This window comes from Candidatus Njordibacter sp. Uisw_056 (assembly GCF_047730085.1).
GTDB lineage: Bacteria > Pseudomonadota > Gammaproteobacteria > Pseudomonadales > Balneatricaceae > Njordibacter.
The window spans coordinates 2,946,171-2,962,176 of the sequence record NZ_CP159830.1 but is presented as its reverse complement, the minus strand read 5'-3'; the positions used below and the strand labels follow the sequence as shown (position 1 = coordinate 2,962,176).

The 16,006-nt window shown below is 44.2% G+C and carries 15 protein-coding genes; all 15 read left to right on the top strand.

The window, feature by feature from the left end:
• The first annotated feature begins 682 nt into the window (after positions 1-682).
• Positions 683-2,575, top strand: a complete 1,893-nt coding sequence (mnmG, locus tag ABXT60_RS14090) for a tRNA uridine-5-carboxymethylaminomethyl(34) synthesis enzyme MnmG (RefSeq protein ID WP_443630722.1) — start codon at positions 683-685, stop codon at positions 2,573-2,575.
• Positions 2,575-3,255, top strand: a complete 681-nt coding sequence (rsmG, locus tag ABXT60_RS14085; protein ID WP_443630721.1) for a 16S rRNA (guanine(527)-N(7))-methyltransferase RsmG — start codon at positions 2,575-2,577, stop codon at positions 3,253-3,255. The genes mnmG and rsmG overlap by 1 nt, the downstream gene beginning before the upstream one ends.
• Before the next feature lie 7 nt (positions 3,256-3,262).
• On the top strand, positions 3,263-4,033 hold the full coding sequence (locus ABXT60_RS14080) for a ParA family protein (protein WP_046482524.1): 771 nt from the start codon (positions 3,263-3,265) through the stop codon (positions 4,031-4,033).
• A 9-nt stretch (positions 4,034-4,042) separates the two neighbouring features.
• Entirely contained in the window at positions 4,043-4,918 is an 876-nt protein-coding gene (locus tag ABXT60_RS14075; RefSeq protein ID WP_443630720.1) for a ParB/RepB/Spo0J family partition protein, read from the top strand.
• Between the two features lie 159 nt (positions 4,919-5,077).
• Entirely contained in the window at positions 5,078-5,488 is a 411-nt protein-coding gene (locus ABXT60_RS14070; protein WP_443630719.1) for an ATP synthase subunit I, read from the top strand.
• A 15-nt stretch (positions 5,489-5,503) separates the two neighbouring features.
• The gene (gene atpB / locus ABXT60_RS14065) at positions 5,504-6,322 is read left to right on the top strand and encodes a F0F1 ATP synthase subunit A (RefSeq protein WP_443630718.1); all 819 of its coding nucleotides are present in this window, start codon (positions 5,504-5,506) and stop codon (positions 6,320-6,322) included.
• Between the two features lie 52 nt (positions 6,323-6,374).
• The gene (gene atpE / locus ABXT60_RS14060) at positions 6,375-6,629 is read left to right on the top strand and encodes a F0F1 ATP synthase subunit C (RefSeq protein ID WP_443628316.1); all 255 of its coding nucleotides are present in this window, start codon (positions 6,375-6,377) and stop codon (positions 6,627-6,629) included.
• Positions 6,630-6,669: 40 nt separating this feature from the next.
• Positions 6,670-7,140, top strand: coding sequence for a F0F1 ATP synthase subunit B (locus ABXT60_RS14055; RefSeq protein WP_443630717.1), 471 nt, complete (start codon positions 6,670-6,672; stop codon positions 7,138-7,140).
• A gap of 17 nt (positions 7,141-7,157) precedes the next feature.
• The gene (locus ABXT60_RS14050; protein WP_443630716.1) at positions 7,158-7,700 is read left to right on the top strand and encodes a F0F1 ATP synthase subunit delta; all 543 of its coding nucleotides are present in this window, start codon (positions 7,158-7,160) and stop codon (positions 7,698-7,700) included.
• A 16-nt stretch (positions 7,701-7,716) separates the two neighbouring features.
• Positions 7,717-9,261 carry a F0F1 ATP synthase subunit alpha gene (gene atpA, locus ABXT60_RS14045; RefSeq protein ID WP_443630715.1) on the top strand — a complete coding sequence of 515 codons (1,545 nt, stop codon included), beginning with the start codon at positions 7,717-7,719 and terminating at the stop codon, positions 9,259-9,261.
• Positions 9,262-9,333: 72 nt separating this feature from the next.
• Complete coding sequence (gene atpG, locus ABXT60_RS14040) at positions 9,334-10,197, top strand: F0F1 ATP synthase subunit gamma (RefSeq protein ID WP_046482531.1); 864 nt, start codon at positions 9,334-9,336, stop codon at positions 10,195-10,197.
• 40 nt (positions 10,198-10,237) lie between these two features.
• Positions 10,238-11,614 (top strand): F0F1 ATP synthase subunit beta, encoded by a 1,377-nt coding sequence (gene atpD, locus ABXT60_RS14035; RefSeq protein WP_046482533.1) that lies wholly within the window; start codon positions 10,238-10,240, stop codon positions 11,612-11,614.
• Positions 11,615-11,678: 64 nt separating this feature from the next.
• Positions 11,679-12,104, top strand: coding sequence for a F0F1 ATP synthase subunit epsilon (locus ABXT60_RS14030; RefSeq protein WP_046482535.1), 426 nt, complete (start codon positions 11,679-11,681; stop codon positions 12,102-12,104).
• A gap of 201 nt (positions 12,105-12,305) precedes the next feature.
• Entirely contained in the window at positions 12,306-13,667 is a 1,362-nt protein-coding gene (glmU, locus tag ABXT60_RS14025) for a bifunctional UDP-N-acetylglucosamine diphosphorylase/glucosamine-1-phosphate N-acetyltransferase GlmU (RefSeq protein WP_443630714.1), read from the top strand.
• Positions 13,668-13,683: 16 nt separating this feature from the next.
• Entirely contained in the window at positions 13,684-15,504 is a 1,821-nt protein-coding gene (gene glmS / locus ABXT60_RS14020) for a glutamine--fructose-6-phosphate transaminase (isomerizing) (protein ID WP_443630713.1), read from the top strand.
• Positions 15,505-16,006: the final 502 nt, after the last annotated feature.

Sequence of the window (16,006 nt, the reverse complement as noted above, 5' to 3'; positions counted from 1 at the left end):
TCTTTAAAAATGAGGATCATCTGTGTATTCACTGCTCTAAAAATTATCACTAAATAATCATATTTTTTACGATTATGCTGCCATTAAAATAGAATGAAGCGCTTATTGTAACCAAAAAGATAATTTAACAGAATTATATCAAAAATAGTTACACACACCTTATCCAGACTATAGCTGAAATCTCGATCAACTTATCCAACGCAAAAGATCTCAACAGTGTAAACGCTCTGTGAAGCTAAAAGAGTTATCCACACTATCCACAGCTATATGCACAATTCACCTGATAGCCATTAGAAATAATAAAATCAACCAGAGTTTTACCCTTAAAGGTTGTTAATAACATGCGATCCTAAGAATATCTAATCTGTGTATAACATCCACCTGTGTATAACTAGGTTAGTTACACACACATAATGGTCAGCCTACAAACCCAATATTAACCTTAAATTAACAGCTTTATCATCACTTTAAATTACTGTTTTAATTAACTTTTTTAAACTTGTACATAAAATATAGGCTGCTTAATAGTAATAACAATAATAATATAATATATATATACTTCTTTACATAGAATAACTAACTAGGATTTAAGAAACGCCAAAATTCTGGCGATTTATTAAAGGCTTTAAAAACGCTATACTAAGAACCTGTAACTTCGTAACAATTTTGTAAGGAATAGATCGTGGATTTCCCCTCACGTTTTGATGTCATTGTAATTGGCGGTGGACATGCTGGAACCGAAGCAGCCCTAGCTAGCGCTCGCTTGGGGGCTAACACACTACTTTTGACCCATAACATGGACACCTTAGGTCAAATGTCATGCAATCCAGCAATTGGTGGCATAGGTAAGAGTCATCTGGTACGGGAAATAGATGCCTTCGATGGTGCAATGGCTAGAGCAACAGACTTAGCGGGCATCCAATTCCGGGTATTAAACTCCCGCAAGGGCCCAGCTGTGAGAGCAACAAGGGCACAAGCTGACCGAAGTTTATATCGTAGTGCAATTAGACAAATCCTTGAACAGCAGAAAAATCTTTATATATTTCAGCAATCTGTAGACGATCTAATTATTGATCAAGATCAAGTAATCGGTGCCAAAACCAACATGGGTGTAAGTTTTTACGCTCAACAGGTTGTTATGACTACAGGTACTTTTCTAGGAGGAATTATCCATATTGGTATGCAGCAAAGCCAAGGTGGTCGTGCTGGTGATCCGCCAGCAAATGCCCTAGCTCAAAGGCTTAGAGAAAGACCGTTTCGCATAGAGCGGTTGAAAACTGGAACTCCACCAAGAATCGATAAACGTACTGTAGATTTTAGTGTGATGCAAGAGCAACCAGGAGATACACCTATTCCAGTCATGTCTATGATGGGTAAAGCAAGTGATCATCCACAACAAGTACCGTGCCACATCACTCATACCAACGTTAATACCCATAATATGATTCGGGATAGTTTGGATCGTTCTCCATTATACGCAGGGGTTATCGAAGGCGTTGGGCCGCGCTATTGTCCTTCGATTGAAGATAAAATAATGCGTTTCGCAGACAAGGACAGTCATCAGATCTTTGTTGAGCCAGAAGGGCTAAGTAGCATAGAGCTTTATCCTAATGGTATTTCTACTAGTTTACCGTTTGATGTGCAATTAAAATTTGTAAGGTCTATTGTAGGGTTTGAACATGCCCACATAATCAGGCCAGGCTACGCAATTGAATATGATTATTTTAATCCACAAGATCTAAAAGCTACGTTAGAAACAAAGCTTATTAGTGGGTTATATTTTGCTGGGCAAATTAATGGTACCACCGGTTATGAGGAAGCTGCAGCGCAAGGTTTACTGGCAGGCGCAAACGCTGGCTTAAAAGCCTTAGGCAAGGAATCATGGACAGCAGGTCGAGATCAAGCCTACCTAGGCGTAATGGTAGATGACCTAGTGACTAATGGCACTCAAGAGCCGTATAGGATGTTTACTAGCCGAGCGGAGTATAGGTTGTTGCTGCGCGAAGATAATGCCGATCAACGCTTAACAGAGATTGGCCATAGCCTTGGTTTAGTGGGCGAAGAGCGCTGGCGGTCATTTAATGAAAAATGTGAAGCCATAGAACAACGTAAAGGCTTAATGAGAGACACCAAAATAACCTTGAAAAATGACCTGGGCAAAAAAATAGAAACATTATTGGACAAGCCTTTGAGCAAAGATACTAATTTATTAGATATACTAAAACGTCCTGAGTTAAGTTACTCAAAGCTCCATAAAGTTGCAAAACTACCACAGGTAGACTCAACAATAGGGGAACAGATAGAAATTGGTGTTAAGTACGCTGGGTATATAGATCGACAAAAAGAGGATGTAGAGCGTCTAAAAAGAAGTGAGTCTACGGTAATCCCTGTAGATTTTAACTATCGTGGCATTCATGGGTTATCTAATGAGGCTACCGCCAAACTAGAGGATATTCGCCCCGAAAATTTAGGGATGGCTAGCCGAATTCAAGGTGTGACGCCAGCCGCGCTTTCTTTGCTGCTAATTTATCTAAAGAAACATAAAATGAAGTCGACCATAGACTTGGCAGTATAGTGATAACTGCTCCAACGACGTTTTTTAATCAGAACCAAAGCCACACTCAATGGCGCAATCTGATAGATAAAGGTAGCCATTCTTTATCACTAGGTGTGACTAAGAAACAGCTTGATATACTTGTCAGTTATATTGATCAGTTGGTTAGGTGGAACAAAGCGTATAACTTAACGGCAATTCGAGATCCGTTAGATATGGTAAAGTTACATGTCTTGGATAGCCTAGCAATTGTGGCACCACTTTCTAGGATAGACGGGCACCGTTTTATAGATATAGGAACAGGTGCAGGTTTACCCGGCATGATTTTAGCTATAGTTTGTCCCCATTTAACCATTCACCTCCTAGACACTAACGGCAAAAAAACCCGCTTTCTAACTCAGTTTAAGCATCTTCATCAGCTCAATAATGTCGAAGTATTTAATCAGCGTTGTGAGAATTATTTTCCTGACAAGACTTATGATATCGTTTTATCTAGAGCCTTTGCGTCAATTGCCGATATGCTGAAAGGTTGCCTGCACTTAGCAAGTACCGAAGGTGTTTTTGTAGCGATGAAGGGTACATACCCACAACAAGAACTGGATGCTATGCCCGCAAACTATAGCCTGATAAACTGTGAAATCTTGGAGGTACCTGGTGTTAAAGCTGAGCGCCACTTGTTAACTATTAAAAAATTAGCGTAGGTCATTTGTGAGCAGAGTCATTGCTATAACTAATCAAAAAGGTGGTGTGGGTAAAACCACGACGTGCGTTAACTTGGCGGCATCATTGGTGGCTGTCAAACGACGAGTATTGGTAGTCGATTTAGACCCCCAAGGCAATACAACCATGGGTAGTGGTGTTGAGAAAAACAGCTTACGATATTCGGTTTTAGATGTATTAACGCAAAAGGTGGACGTTAATAAGGTGCTGCAAACTAACACCCCAGCAGGTTATGACTTACTCCCCGCTAATGGTGATTTAACAGCGGCTGAGGTCGAGCTCATTCAAGTGCAGCAGAAAGAGGCTCGTTTACGAATTGCGTTAAGCCAATTACAACAGCCTTACGATTTTATACTTATCGACTGCCCACCGTCTTTGAGTATGCTTACTGTTAATGCGTTAGCTTGTGCTAATAGTGTATTAGTGCCAATGCAATGCGAGTATTATGCGTTAGAAGGCATCAGTGCTCTACTAAATACTGTAAAGCTTATCAAAAATAGCCTAAACCCAAATTTGGTAATTGAAGGTATATTACGTACGATGTACGATCCACGTAATAGCCTCACTAATGACGTTTCACATCAGCTAATTAATCACTTTGGCGATTTAGTATATCGCACAGTCATTCCTCGTAATGTGCGCTTGGCTGAAGCACCAAGTCATGGGTTGCCAGCATTGATGTACGACAAACACTCTCGTGGGGCAGTAGCATATTTAGCACTAGCTAGTGAATTTATTCGTCAACAAGAAAAAAAATAGAGTTGTATTATGGTAAAAAAACGTGGCCTGAATCGTGGTTTAGAAGCTTTACTACAAGGTGCTGGAAGCCTAGATGTTGACTTAACACAAGACCAACCTAAAGCCAAAGATGGTTTACAAGAATTACCTGTCGAGTGGGTGCAACGTGGTGTGTATCAACCACGAATAGACATGGATCCTGAAGCTTTAGAGGAGCTAGCCGCATCCATCCGTGCACACGGAATCATGCAGCCTATTGTCGTTAGATCAGTGGGGATTGATCGATACGAAATTATTGCTGGCGAGCGTCGATGGCGAGCTGCACAGTTGGCAGAGTTAGATAGTATACCTGCGCTGATCAAAGAAGTGCCTGATGAGGCGGCCATTGCAATGGCGCTAATCGAAAACATTCAGCGCGAGGACCTTAATGCCATAGAAGAGGCGTTTGCCTTACAGCGATTGCAGAATGAATTTGAACTCACGCAGCAGCAAGTAGCGGACGCAGTTGGTAAATCCCGCAGTGCCATTGCCAACCTACTAAGGCTTTTACAGTTGAGTGAGCCGGTACGCTTGATGCTAGAACGAGGTGACTTAGAGATGGGCCACGCACGATGTTTGCTAGCTCTAGACGGAGAAAAGCAACTTCAATCAGCCCGTGAAGTTGTCGCCAAAGGACTCTCCGTACGTCAAACTGAGGAGCTAGTTCGCAAAGCTCAACAAGTGCCAAACACCCATATAAAACAAGGGCCTGATGCCGACACGGCGAAGCTTCAAAACCAGTTATCTGACGCCATTGGTGCAGCAGTTAGCATAACGCATTCAGCTAAAGGCAAAGGAAAGTTAACTATTTCATATGCTAGCTTAGACCAACTTGATGGTATCATCGCCAGGCTTGAACCGAGATGACACGGGGTCCTACTCTATTCAACTATAGTCGAAATACAATTTTAAAAGATGAAAATTGTTGAGATTTCAAAACAAACTCCCTATAATACGGGCGCTCTGGCGTTAGATGCCATGATGAGCAAAATTTAGACCAACAACCAGTGGATTTTGTAAGCACATATGGCGCTCAATAAAGCCCCCCTTTGGCTGCAACAAACATTAACCTATCAGGCCCTCGTAGTGGCTCTGATTGGAGTGGGTTTATCTATAACAGATTGGGTTGCGGGCTTGTCCGTAATTATTGGTGGTGCTATTTACAGCCTGCCTGCTTATTGGGCCCTTAGGCGCGAGTTTATGCGCGGTGACAAGCGTCACTCAGATGCCCAGACCACAGCAGATGCAGGGCTAACTCTGGCACAGATGTATGGCAATGAAGTAGTTAAAATAATCTTGACAGTAGTCTTGTTTAGTTTAGCCTTTGGTTTAGTTAAACCACTAAACCCGTTAGCCCTACTGTTGGCCTTTACCGGCTCCCATATACTTGTGGCACTGTTACCAGTGGTTATAGATAAACAAACTTCTACGAAATAAAAAGTGAGATAAAGCATGGCAAGTGGCATGACGTCCTCTGAGTATATCGCTCACCATCTGACTAACCTAACCTATGGAAAGCACCCAGTGAATGGCTGGAGTTTTGCAGAAAGTGGACAACAAGTTGCAGACATGGGCTTTATGTCCATCAATGTAGACTCCATGGTTTGGTCTGTTGGTCTTGGTGCGTTCTTCATTTGGTTATTTAGCCGTGTGGGTAGAACTGCCACAACAGGTGTTCCTTCTGGAGTGCAAAACTTCATCGAAATGATCATTGAATTTGTTGATGACAACGTTAAAAGTATGTTTCAGCATAAGAGTGCTGTTATAGCACCAATGGCTTTAACTATTTTCGTTTGGGTGTTCTTGATGAACTTGATGGATTTGGTTCCAGTAGACTGGATTCCCCATCTTGCTGGCATGATGGGCATTAATTTCATGAAGATTGTGCCCTCTACCGACCTGAACGTAACCATGGGAATAGCATTCTCAGTGTTCTTTCTCATTATATTCTATTCAATTAAGGCCAAAGGTGTGGGCGGTTTTATGGCCGAGCTAAGCCTGCAGCCACTAGGCAAGTGGGCCCTGCCTTTCAACTTGCTATTAGAACTAGTTGGACTAATTGCAAAACCTATTTCATTAGCATTGCGCCTATTCGGTAATATGTACGCAGGCGAAATGATCTTTATTCTGATTGCACTACTACCCTTTTGGGCTCAGTGGCTGTTATCGGTGCCGTGGGCTTTGTTTCACATCCTAATTATCACATTGCAGGCATTTATCTTTATGGTGCTGACCATTGTGTACTTGGCGATGGCTCACGATCATCATTAATTATTACCTTTTTACTTTTAACTACTAATCTCACTTAAACTGGAGAAACACAATGGAATTGGAAATTGCACAGATTGCTGCTAGCGCATCACTGTATTTTGCTGGTGCATTCATCTTAGGTATGTCTGCTCTTGCGGCAGCTGTTGGTATCGGCGTATTGGGCGGAAAATTTTTGGAAGGCGCTGCGCGTCAACCAGAGTTGATCCCATTACTTCGTACGCAGTTCTTCATCATCATGGGTTTAACTGACGCAGTGCCTATGATAGGTGTTGGTATCAGCCTTTACATCATGTTTGCGGTTGCCTAAAGGTCATCTTTAACCAACCCATACGGATGGAGGTCTTGCCATGAATATGAACATGACAATTTTGGGCCAGATTATTTCTTTCGCCATCTTCGTGTACTTGTGCATGAAGTTTGTTTGGCCACCGCTTACAACAGCATTGGCAGAACGGCAAAAAATGATCGCTGAAGGTTTAGATGCAGCTGATAAAGCTGCGCGTGAACTTGCTGACGCCCAGCAGTCTGTGGAAACAGCACTGCAAGAAAGCAAAGCGCAAGCAGCTACTATTATAGAGCAAGCTAATAAACGCGCTAGCCAGATCGTTGATGAAGCCAAAGAGACCGCTCAAGCTGAAGCAGACCGCATTAAAACGGCCGCAACAGCTGATGTTGAACAGGAAATTAATAGTGCTAAAGAAGCGCTTCGCGCTCAAGTTGCAACACTAGTTGTTGCTGGTGCAGAAAAGATCCTTGGCGCATCTATCGATGTAAACAACCACAAAGAGCTTGTCGATAAGTTGGCAGCCGAACTGTAAGAAAAGAGAGGTTAACGATGGCTGAATCCATTACTGTTGCCCGTCCTTACACCAAGGCCGCTTTCGAAACGGCATTGGCCCAAGGTGACTTGGGTAGCTGGTCGGAATTTTTGAGCATGGCTGCAGCAGTTGTTGCAGAACCAAGTTTAGCCCAAGTTTTGGATAACCCAGAACTGACGGCAACAAAAAAGGCTCAGTTAGTGACTGACGTGGTAAACGGCAGTCGCCCAGTATCTCAGCAGGCGCAGAATTTTCTGAATCTGTTGGCCGAAAACAAGCGTTTGTCATTGCTACCTGAGGTTTCTAATTTATATGAAACTTTAAAAGCAAATCAGGAGCAGTCGGTAGACGTGTCTATCGTAAGCGCCTTTGATTTGGGCAATGAGCAACAAGACAAACTGACTCTAGCATTGAACGCAATGTTGTCACGCGAAATTAATATTACTAGTACCACTGATGCATCATTGCTCGGTGGAGTGATCGTCTATGCTGGCGACCTGGTTATTGATGGTTCCGTTAAGGGCAAACTAAGCAAATTGGCTGAGGCCATGAATGTCTGAGTGTGAGGAATAAACAATGCAACAACTGAATCCTTCAGAGATCAGTGAAATCATCAAGAAGCGTATTGAGCAACTTGATGTATCATCTGAAGCCCAAAATGAGGGCACAATCGTTAGCGTAGCCGATGGTATCGTATTGATCCATGGCTTAGCTGACGCAATGTACGGGGAAATGATTGAATTCCCCGGTGGTATTTATGGCATGGCCATGAACTTAGAGCGCGACTCTGTCGGCGCTGTAGTTCTGGGTGACTACGAAGAGTTGGTCGAAGGCCAAACTGCTCGTTGTACTGGCCGTATCTTAGAAGTCCCTGTGGGCCCAGCATTATTGGGTCGTGTAGTAGACGCGCTAGGTAACCCTATTGATGGAAAAGGTCCGATTGAGTGTGATCTAACCGACGCTGTTGAGAAAGTGGCGCCGGGTGTAATTGAACGTAAATCAGTTGATCAACCCGTTCAGACAGGCCTTAAGGCAATTGATGCCATGGTTCCTGTAGGCCGTGGTCAGCGTGAATTAATTATCGGTGACCGTCAGACTGGTAAGTCTGCCATCGCTATCGATGCGATCATCAACCAAAAAAATACTGGTGTTAAATGTATCTACGTGGCCATTGGCCAAAAGCAGTCAACCATTGCTAACGTAGTACGTAAGTTAGAAGAGCACGGCGCTATGGCTCATACCATCGTTGTAAACGCGGGCGCTGCAGACTCAGCCGCTTTGCAGTTCTTATCACCATACTCTGGCTGTACGATGGGTGAATACTTCCGCGATCGTGGTGAAGACGCTTTAATTGTATTTGATGACTTAACCAAGCAAGCTTGGGCATATCGCCAAATCTCTTTGCTACTTCGTCGGCCTCCAGGCCGTGAAGCTTATCCTGGCGATGTATTCTATTTGCACTCTCGCCTACTTGAGCGCGCATCTCGAGTTAACGCAGAGTATGTAGAAGCATTCACTAACGGTGAAATAAAAGGTAAGACGGGTTCTTTAACTGCGTTACCTATTATCGAAACCCAAGGTGGTGACGTATCGGCTTTTGTACCGACCAACGTAATCTCTATTACTGATGGCCAAATTTTCTTAGAGACTGATTTGTTCAACGCAGGTGTTCGTCCAGCCATTAATGCTGGTTTATCTGTGTCTCGTGTAGGTGGTGCAGCACAAACTAAAATCATCAAGAAGTTAGGTGGTGGTATTCGTTTGGCACTGGCACAATATAGAGAATTGGCAGCGTTCTCCCAGTTTGCATCTGACTTAGATGACGCAACACGCGCTCAGTTAGAGCATGGTCAAAGTGTGACCGAGCTGATGAAGCAGCACCAGTACTCGCCAATGAGTGTTGCCGATATGGCAATCAGCTTATTCGCAGCTAACGAAGGCTTCCTCACTGATGTTGCTCTTCCGAAGGTTGGTAGCTTTGAAGCCGCTCTCATTGCTTATATGAACAGCGAACACAGTGCCGTAATGAACCAGGTAAATGAGTCTGGGGATTTCAATGGTGACATCGCTGCGAACTTTAAGTCTGCGCTAGAGCAGTTTAAGGCAACTCAAACCTGGTAGTAGTGTTTAGCCCCAAATAATTTTGGGGCGATGCTAATGTCCAAGTTAGTGACTTAATAGATAGGTAAGCATATGGCAGTCGGAAAAGAAATAAAGACCCAGATTGCAAGTATCAAGGGTACGCAAAAAATCACTAGCGCCATGGAAATGGTTGCGGCGAGTAAAATGCGTAAAGCACAAGACCGCATGAACCAGAGCCGTCCTTACGCAGATAAAATGCGTGAAGTCATCGCTCACCTTGCAAGGTCTAACCCTGAGTACAAGCATTTGTATCTGCAACAGCGAGAGCTTAAGCGGGTGGGTTACATTGTAGTTTCTTCCGATCGTGGTCTGTGTGGTGGTTTAAACATTAACGTGTTTAAGAAAACTGTACAGAGCATGGCTGAACATGACCAAAATGGCATTGAGATCGACATCTGTGCCATTGGTGCTAAATCAGCAACCTTTTTTAATAACTTCGGCGGTAACGTCGTATCAAGCAAGTCCCAACTGGGTGAGAAGGCAGAAATTGCTGAACTTATCGGTGCAGTGAAGATAATGCTTGATGGTTATGACGAAGGACGGTTGGACGCTGTGTACGTGGTTTACAATAATTTTGTAAACACCATGACCCAACAACCTAATGTAGTACAACTTTTGCCGTTGCAGGCAGACCCGAATGATGACGGCATGAGCCAACATTGGGACTACTTATACGAGCCAGATGCCCGTGAATTACTCACAGGCCTTTTGACCCGCTATGTAGAATCTTTAGTGTATCAAGCTGTGGTAGAGAATAACGCTTGTGAGCAGGCCGCGCGGATGATCGCTATGAAAAGCGCTACCGATAACGCGGGTGATCTGATTGATGACCTTCAGATGATTTACAACAAGGCTCGTCAGTCTGCGATTACTCAGGAAATTTCTGAGATCGTAAGTGGCGCAGCAGCGGTTTAACCTGAGCTACAAGCAGTAGTTTTCGATAGAGGATAAAATTATGAGTAGCGGACGTATAGTACAGATTATCGGTGCTGTAATCGATGTGGAATTCCCACGTGATTCGGTGCCAAAAATATATGACGCACTAACTGTAGACACTAAGGGCACAACCTTAGAAGTTCAACAGCAGTTGGGTGACGGCGTAGTGCGCACTATAGCCATGGGCCAGACCGAAGGTCTAAGCCGTGGTCTAGACGTATCTAACACCGGTGGCGCCATTAAAGTACCTGTGGGAACAGCCACTCTTGGCCGCATTATGGATGTATTGGGTAACCCAATCGACCAGTGTGGACCTATTGGTGAAGAAATTCGTATGCCAATTCATCGTAAGGCCCCGTCTTACGCTGAGCAGTCAGCTAGTAATGAGTTGCTAGAGACAGGCATTAAAGTAATCGACTTAGTTTGTCCTTTCGCCAAAGGCGGTAAGGTTGGACTATTTGGTGGTGCCGGTGTAGGCAAAACCGTAAACATGATGGAGCTTATCCGTAACATCGCTATTGAGCACAGTGGTTATTCTGTGTTTGCAGGTGTTGGAGAGCGTACTCGTGAAGGCAACGATTTTTACTACGAGATGAAAGAGTCCAATGTATTAGACAAAGTTTCTCTAGTATATGGCCAAATGAATGAGCCCCCAGGAAACCGTCTACGTGTGGCCCTAACTGGCCTTACTATGGCTGAGCAGTTCCGTGACGAAGGCCGTGATGTGTTGTTGTTTGTTGATAACATATACCGTTATACATTGGCGGGAACTGAAGTATCTGCATTATTGGGTCGTATGCCCTCTGCAGTAGGTTACCAGCCAACACTAGCCTCTGAAATGGGTGTGTTGCAGGAGCGTATCACCTCCACTAAGACTGGCTCGATCACTTCTATTCAAGCGGTATACGTACCTGCTGATGACTTGACTGACCCGTCTCCAGCAACTACATTCTCTCACTTGGATGCTACCGTGGTATTGTCTCGTCAGATTGCAGAATTGGGTATTTACCCAGCTATCGATCCGCTAGATTCAAGTTCACGTCAGCTAGATCCACTAGTGATCGGCCAAGAGCACTACGACATTGCTCGTGGCGTTCAGGGCATACTTCAGCGGTACAAAGAGCTTAAAGACATTATTGCGATCTTAGGTATGGATGAGCTTTCTGATGAAGACAAGCAAGCAGTAACGCGTGCTCGTAAGATTCAGCGTTTCTTGTCTCAGCCATTCTTTGTTGCTGAAGTATTTACTGGAGCCTCTGGTAAATACGTATCACTTAAAGATACCATTGCTGCCTTTAAGGGCATTTTGGCTGGTGAATACGATGATCTTCCAGAGCAAGCCTTCTATATGGTTGGCGGCATTGAAGAAGTAGTAGAAAAAGCCAAGAGCATGTAATTGTTTGGGCTTAATATTATTGGCTGAATCTGATAATATAAGCCCTGCTTAAGAGGATAATCATATGGCTACCAGTGTACATTGTGACATCGTTAGTGCAGAAGAGTCCGTCTTTTCAGGTAAGGTACAGTTTATTTCGCTTACAGGTTCGTTGGGTGAACTCGGTATTTCTCCGGGCCACACACCGTTACTAAGTGAAGTTAAGCCAGGTCCAGTGCACATGCGCATGGAGTCTGGTGAAGAAGACGTATTTTATGTGTCAGGTGGTTTTTTGGAGGTTCAGCCACACAAGGTTATCTTGTTGGCTGATACAGCACTGCGTGCAGCAGATTTAGATGAAGCTGCTGCAGAAGAAGCTAGTCGCCATGCCGAGCAGGCTATGGCTGACAAAACGTCTGAGTTTGAATACTCACGTGCAGCTGGCCAATTGGCAGAAGCTGCGGCTCAATTACGTACTTTGCGTCAGATTCGTCAGAAACTGGGCAAGTAAGTCGTTTATAGTGAACCATCCAAAAGGCAGCCTAGGCTGCCTTTTTTGTGCCTATAAATAGCCTGTTGGATTTTGGTATCCATAAAGCGACTATTGTGCGAAGACGTGTTCATTACAATAAATTAAACTTTGATGAACTTTAATCACATAAAACGTCTAAACTAGAGCCTACAATTTATTACAGTTACACAAGGATCGTTAATGTCGTTAGAAGTCATTATTCTCGCTGCAGGCAAAGGCACTCGAATGTGTTCTGATAGACCCAAAGTGCTCCATCAATTGGCAGGCAAACCAATGCTGGTGCATGCCATTAACCAGGCGCAAATGCTTCAGCCTATATGCACCCACGTTATTGTAGGCCATGGTGCAGACGAAGTAGAATCGGTTGTTAAGCCTCTTGGTGCACGCTGTGTAACCCAGGTTGAGCAACTAGGCACTGGCCATGCAGTGGCGCAAGCGATGCCTCAGGTGAATAATAATGCCATAGTACTCGTGTTGTATGGGGATGTGCCTTTGGTACCTGCGGCTCTAATGCAGCAGCTAGTTCTGCAAGCCACTCAAGGTGACTTAGCTATCCTAACAGTGACACTAGATGACGCCGCTGGTTATGGACGTATAGTGCGTAATAGTAAAGGCCATATCCAAGCTATTGTGGAGCACAAAGACGCCAATGCTGAGCAGTTACAAATAAAAGAGATCAATACTGGTATTTTGGCAGCTAAGGCAAGCTTGTTGAATGGCTGGTTACCACGCATCAAAAGTAATAATGCCCAAGGCGAAATATACCTTACAGATATTGTTGCGATGGCGGTTGCTGATGACATCGGTATCAGTCACCTGCAGCCCGACTTCCCACAACAAACCCAAGGTGTCAATGACCGGCTTCAGTTAGCCCAGTTGGAGCGCTGGTATCAGCAGCAGCAAGCTAATCAATTATTGCGCGATGGTGTGCAATTAGCAGACCCCACACGATTCGATTTGCGTGGTGAGCTCTATGCAGGCAAAGACATATACATCGACATTAATGTCATCATGGAAGGACAGGTGTACCTAGGTGATAGCGTGCATATTGGCCCCAACTGCCACATTAAAGACGCTCACATTGGCGCTGGCACGCAGATTTTAGCAAATAGCGTCATTGATCAAGCTCAAGTTGCAGAACACTGTAGTATTGGGCCTTTTGCACGACTTAGGCCGGGCACCATAATGCATGACAATAGTAAGGTGGGAAATTTTGTTGAGACCAAAAAGACTACCCTGGGCAAAGGTTCTAAGGCTAATCACTTCACCTACCTTGGTGATGCGACTGTGGGTGAGAACGTAAATATTGGTGCGGGAACCATCACCTGTAATTATGATGGGGTGAATAAATTTAAAACTAACATTGCTAATGGGGCCTTTATTGGCTCAAATAGTTCAATCGTTGCGCCTGTGAATATTGGCGCTGGCGCAACTGTTGGTGCGGGCTCTACCATTACTAAAGACATCCCCGATGACAACCTAGCCATCGCTCGTGGCAAGCAGCGCAATTTAGCCAGCTGGGCTAAACCAGTAAAAACTTAACCAAGGAAGAACAGCCATGTGCGGAATAGTGGGCGCAATCGCTCAGCGAAATATCAGTACCATTTTAGTAGAAGGCCTAAAGCGTTTAGAGTACCGTGGCTACGATTCTTCTGGCGTTGCTATTTTGAGTGATCAGGGGTTGCAGCGCACTCGCCGCGTGGGCAAGGTGGCAAGCTTAGATTCTGCCCTAACAGCGGAACCATTGAAAGGTAACTTAGGCATTGCCCACACACGCTGGGCAACTCATGGCATTCCTAATGAAATTAACGCTCACCCCCATTGGTCTCACAGTAGTTTAGCGGTTGTTCACAATGGCATTATTGATAACTTTGAGTCGATTAAAACCGACCTACTAGCCACAGGGTATGGCTTTGAAAGTGATACCGACACTGAAGTTATTGCTCACTTAATTCACCGTAACCGCAAGCAGGGAATGTCCCTTACAGAAGCAGTGCGCGATGCTGCAGGCCAATGTGAGGGTGCTTATGCGCTAGGGGTGGTAGATGAAACCCAGCCAGGTCTGTTGTTAGCCGCACGTAAAGGTAGCCCACTAGTAATAGGCCTTGGCAGCGATGAAAATTACATCGCGTCTGATCAACTAGCGTTGTTGCAAGTGACCGACAACTTTATGTTTTTAGAAGACGGTGATATCGCTGAAATTAGTTGTACCCAAGTTACGGTTACTGACGGCAGTGGTGCAACTGTAGAGCGGCCAAGCCACAGGTATGAACATAAGGAAGAAAGTAGCGACAAAGGGGCTTATAAGCACTACATGCTAAAAGAGATTAATGAGCAACCTAAAGTGGTGGCCAATCTCATTTCCCAGCAAATTATTGCCGGCCAACTGCAAAATGTTCTCGATGACAGTGCCATTGAAGCCTTGTCAAAGGCTAAAAATGTACAAATCATTGCATGTGGCACTAGTTACCTTGCAGGCATGGTCGCAAAATATTGGATCGAAAGTTTAGCTGGCCTGGCCTGTCAAATAGAAGTGGCTAGCGAATATCGTTACCGTCAGGCTGTAGTTCCCGAAGACACACTGCTCATCACCTTGTCTCAGTCTGGCGAAACAGCAGACAGTCTGGCTGCTCTGCGGCACATCGACAAAACCAAACTGGCCGCTAGCCTAGCAATTTGTAATGTGGCATCAAGTAGTCTAGTGCGTGAATCAGACATGGTGCTGTTAACACAAGCTGGGCCAGAGATCAGTGTCGCTTCTACTAAAGCGTTTACCACTCAGCTAATTACCTTACTGCACCTTACTTTGTTATTAGCTAAGCAGCGTTGCAACATAGATATCCAGCCTATTATCTATGCCATGGAGACCCTGCCTAGGGTGCTGCAACAATGTTTACAAATGGAACCAGATATTGAAGTATTAGCCCAACGGTTCGCGGATAAACACCATACATTATTCCTTGGTCGAGGCAGCATGTTCCCAATCGCCTCAGAAGGGGCTCTAAAGCTAAAAGAAATCTCCTATATTCATGCTGAGGCCTATCCTGCTGGTGAGCTCAAACATGGACCTCTGGCCCTTGTTGATGCAAATATGCCAGTTGTTGTGGTTGCGCCTAAAGATGACATGCTCGATAAGCTTAAAGCTAACATGCAGGAGGTGCGTGCCCGTGGAGGGGAACTGTTTGTTTTTGCTGACGTTCACGCTAAGATGGCTCAAGACGACGCAACCCATGTCATTGTTGTGCCAGAAGTGCATGAACTACTGGCGCCAATTGTCTATGCTATTCCTATGCAACTGCTGTCTTACCACGTGGCTATTATTAAGGGTACTGACGTAGACCAGCCGCGTAATTTAGCCAAATCAGTGACTGTGGAATAGTTTTACTTAAATAGACTATTATGACTGTGAGTGTGCATTTCACGTGACCCAATTTCACCTCTGGATTAACTGCTAAAAACAATCAATAGATAAAACGTGATTAAAATAATTAAATATCTGAATAATTACAGGGCCCTATGTTTTGCTTTCGGATCTACGTTTGCGATGGTTTTTTATGCAACATTTATTCTAGGCGATGTTAGTCGCTGCTACAGGCTAGATGTTGGGTCAAATTCATTAGGGCTTTCTTTTTTTTATACTCAAGAAATGGTTGAAAATTTCTTTGAATCCAGAACAAAAGGGCAGCTTCTTTGTTATAGCCAGTTCCTGAAAATCTGGGACGTGATTTTTGCTTTTATTTATACCTTAATGTACGTATCTTGGACTTTACTGCTTTTTAGTAACAAGCGTTTATTCTTCACCGTTCCTATTCTATGTATGTTTGCCGATTGGGCAGAGAATTACCTTGAACTATTGATGCTGGAAACCTATCTAAACTCAG

Excerpts from the sequence above, each read along its gene's own strand:
- ABXT60_RS14075 (WP_443630720.1), top strand. The coding sequence starts at position 4,043 with ATGGTAAAAAAACGTGGCCTGAATCGTGGTTTAGAAGCTTTACTACAA.
- ABXT60_RS14070 (WP_443630719.1), top strand. The coding sequence starts at position 5,078 with ATGGCGCTCAATAAAGCCCCCCTTTGGCTGCAACAAACATTAACCTAT.
- atpB (WP_443630718.1), top strand. The coding sequence starts at position 5,504 with ATGGCAAGTGGCATGACGTCCTCTGAGTATATCGCTCACCATCTGACT.
- atpE (WP_443628316.1), top strand. The coding sequence starts at position 6,375 with ATGGAATTGGAAATTGCACAGATTGCTGCTAGCGCATCACTGTATTTT.
- ABXT60_RS14055 (WP_443630717.1), top strand. The coding sequence starts at position 6,670 with ATGAATATGAACATGACAATTTTGGGCCAGATTATTTCTTTCGCCATC.
- ABXT60_RS14050 (WP_443630716.1), top strand. The coding sequence starts at position 7,158 with ATGGCTGAATCCATTACTGTTGCCCGTCCTTACACCAAGGCCGCTTTC.
- atpA (WP_443630715.1), top strand. The coding sequence starts at position 7,717 with ATGCAACAACTGAATCCTTCAGAGATCAGTGAAATCATCAAGAAGCGT.
- atpG (WP_046482531.1), top strand. The coding sequence starts at position 9,334 with ATGGCAGTCGGAAAAGAAATAAAGACCCAGATTGCAAGTATCAAGGGT.
- atpD (WP_046482533.1), top strand. The coding sequence starts at position 10,238 with ATGAGTAGCGGACGTATAGTACAGATTATCGGTGCTGTAATCGATGTG.
- ABXT60_RS14030 (WP_046482535.1), top strand. The coding sequence starts at position 11,679 with ATGGCTACCAGTGTACATTGTGACATCGTTAGTGCAGAAGAGTCCGTC.
- glmU (WP_443630714.1), top strand. The coding sequence starts at position 12,306 with ATGTCGTTAGAAGTCATTATTCTCGCTGCAGGCAAAGGCACTCGAATG.
- glmS (WP_443630713.1), top strand. The coding sequence starts at position 13,684 with ATGTGCGGAATAGTGGGCGCAATCGCTCAGCGAAATATCAGTACCATT.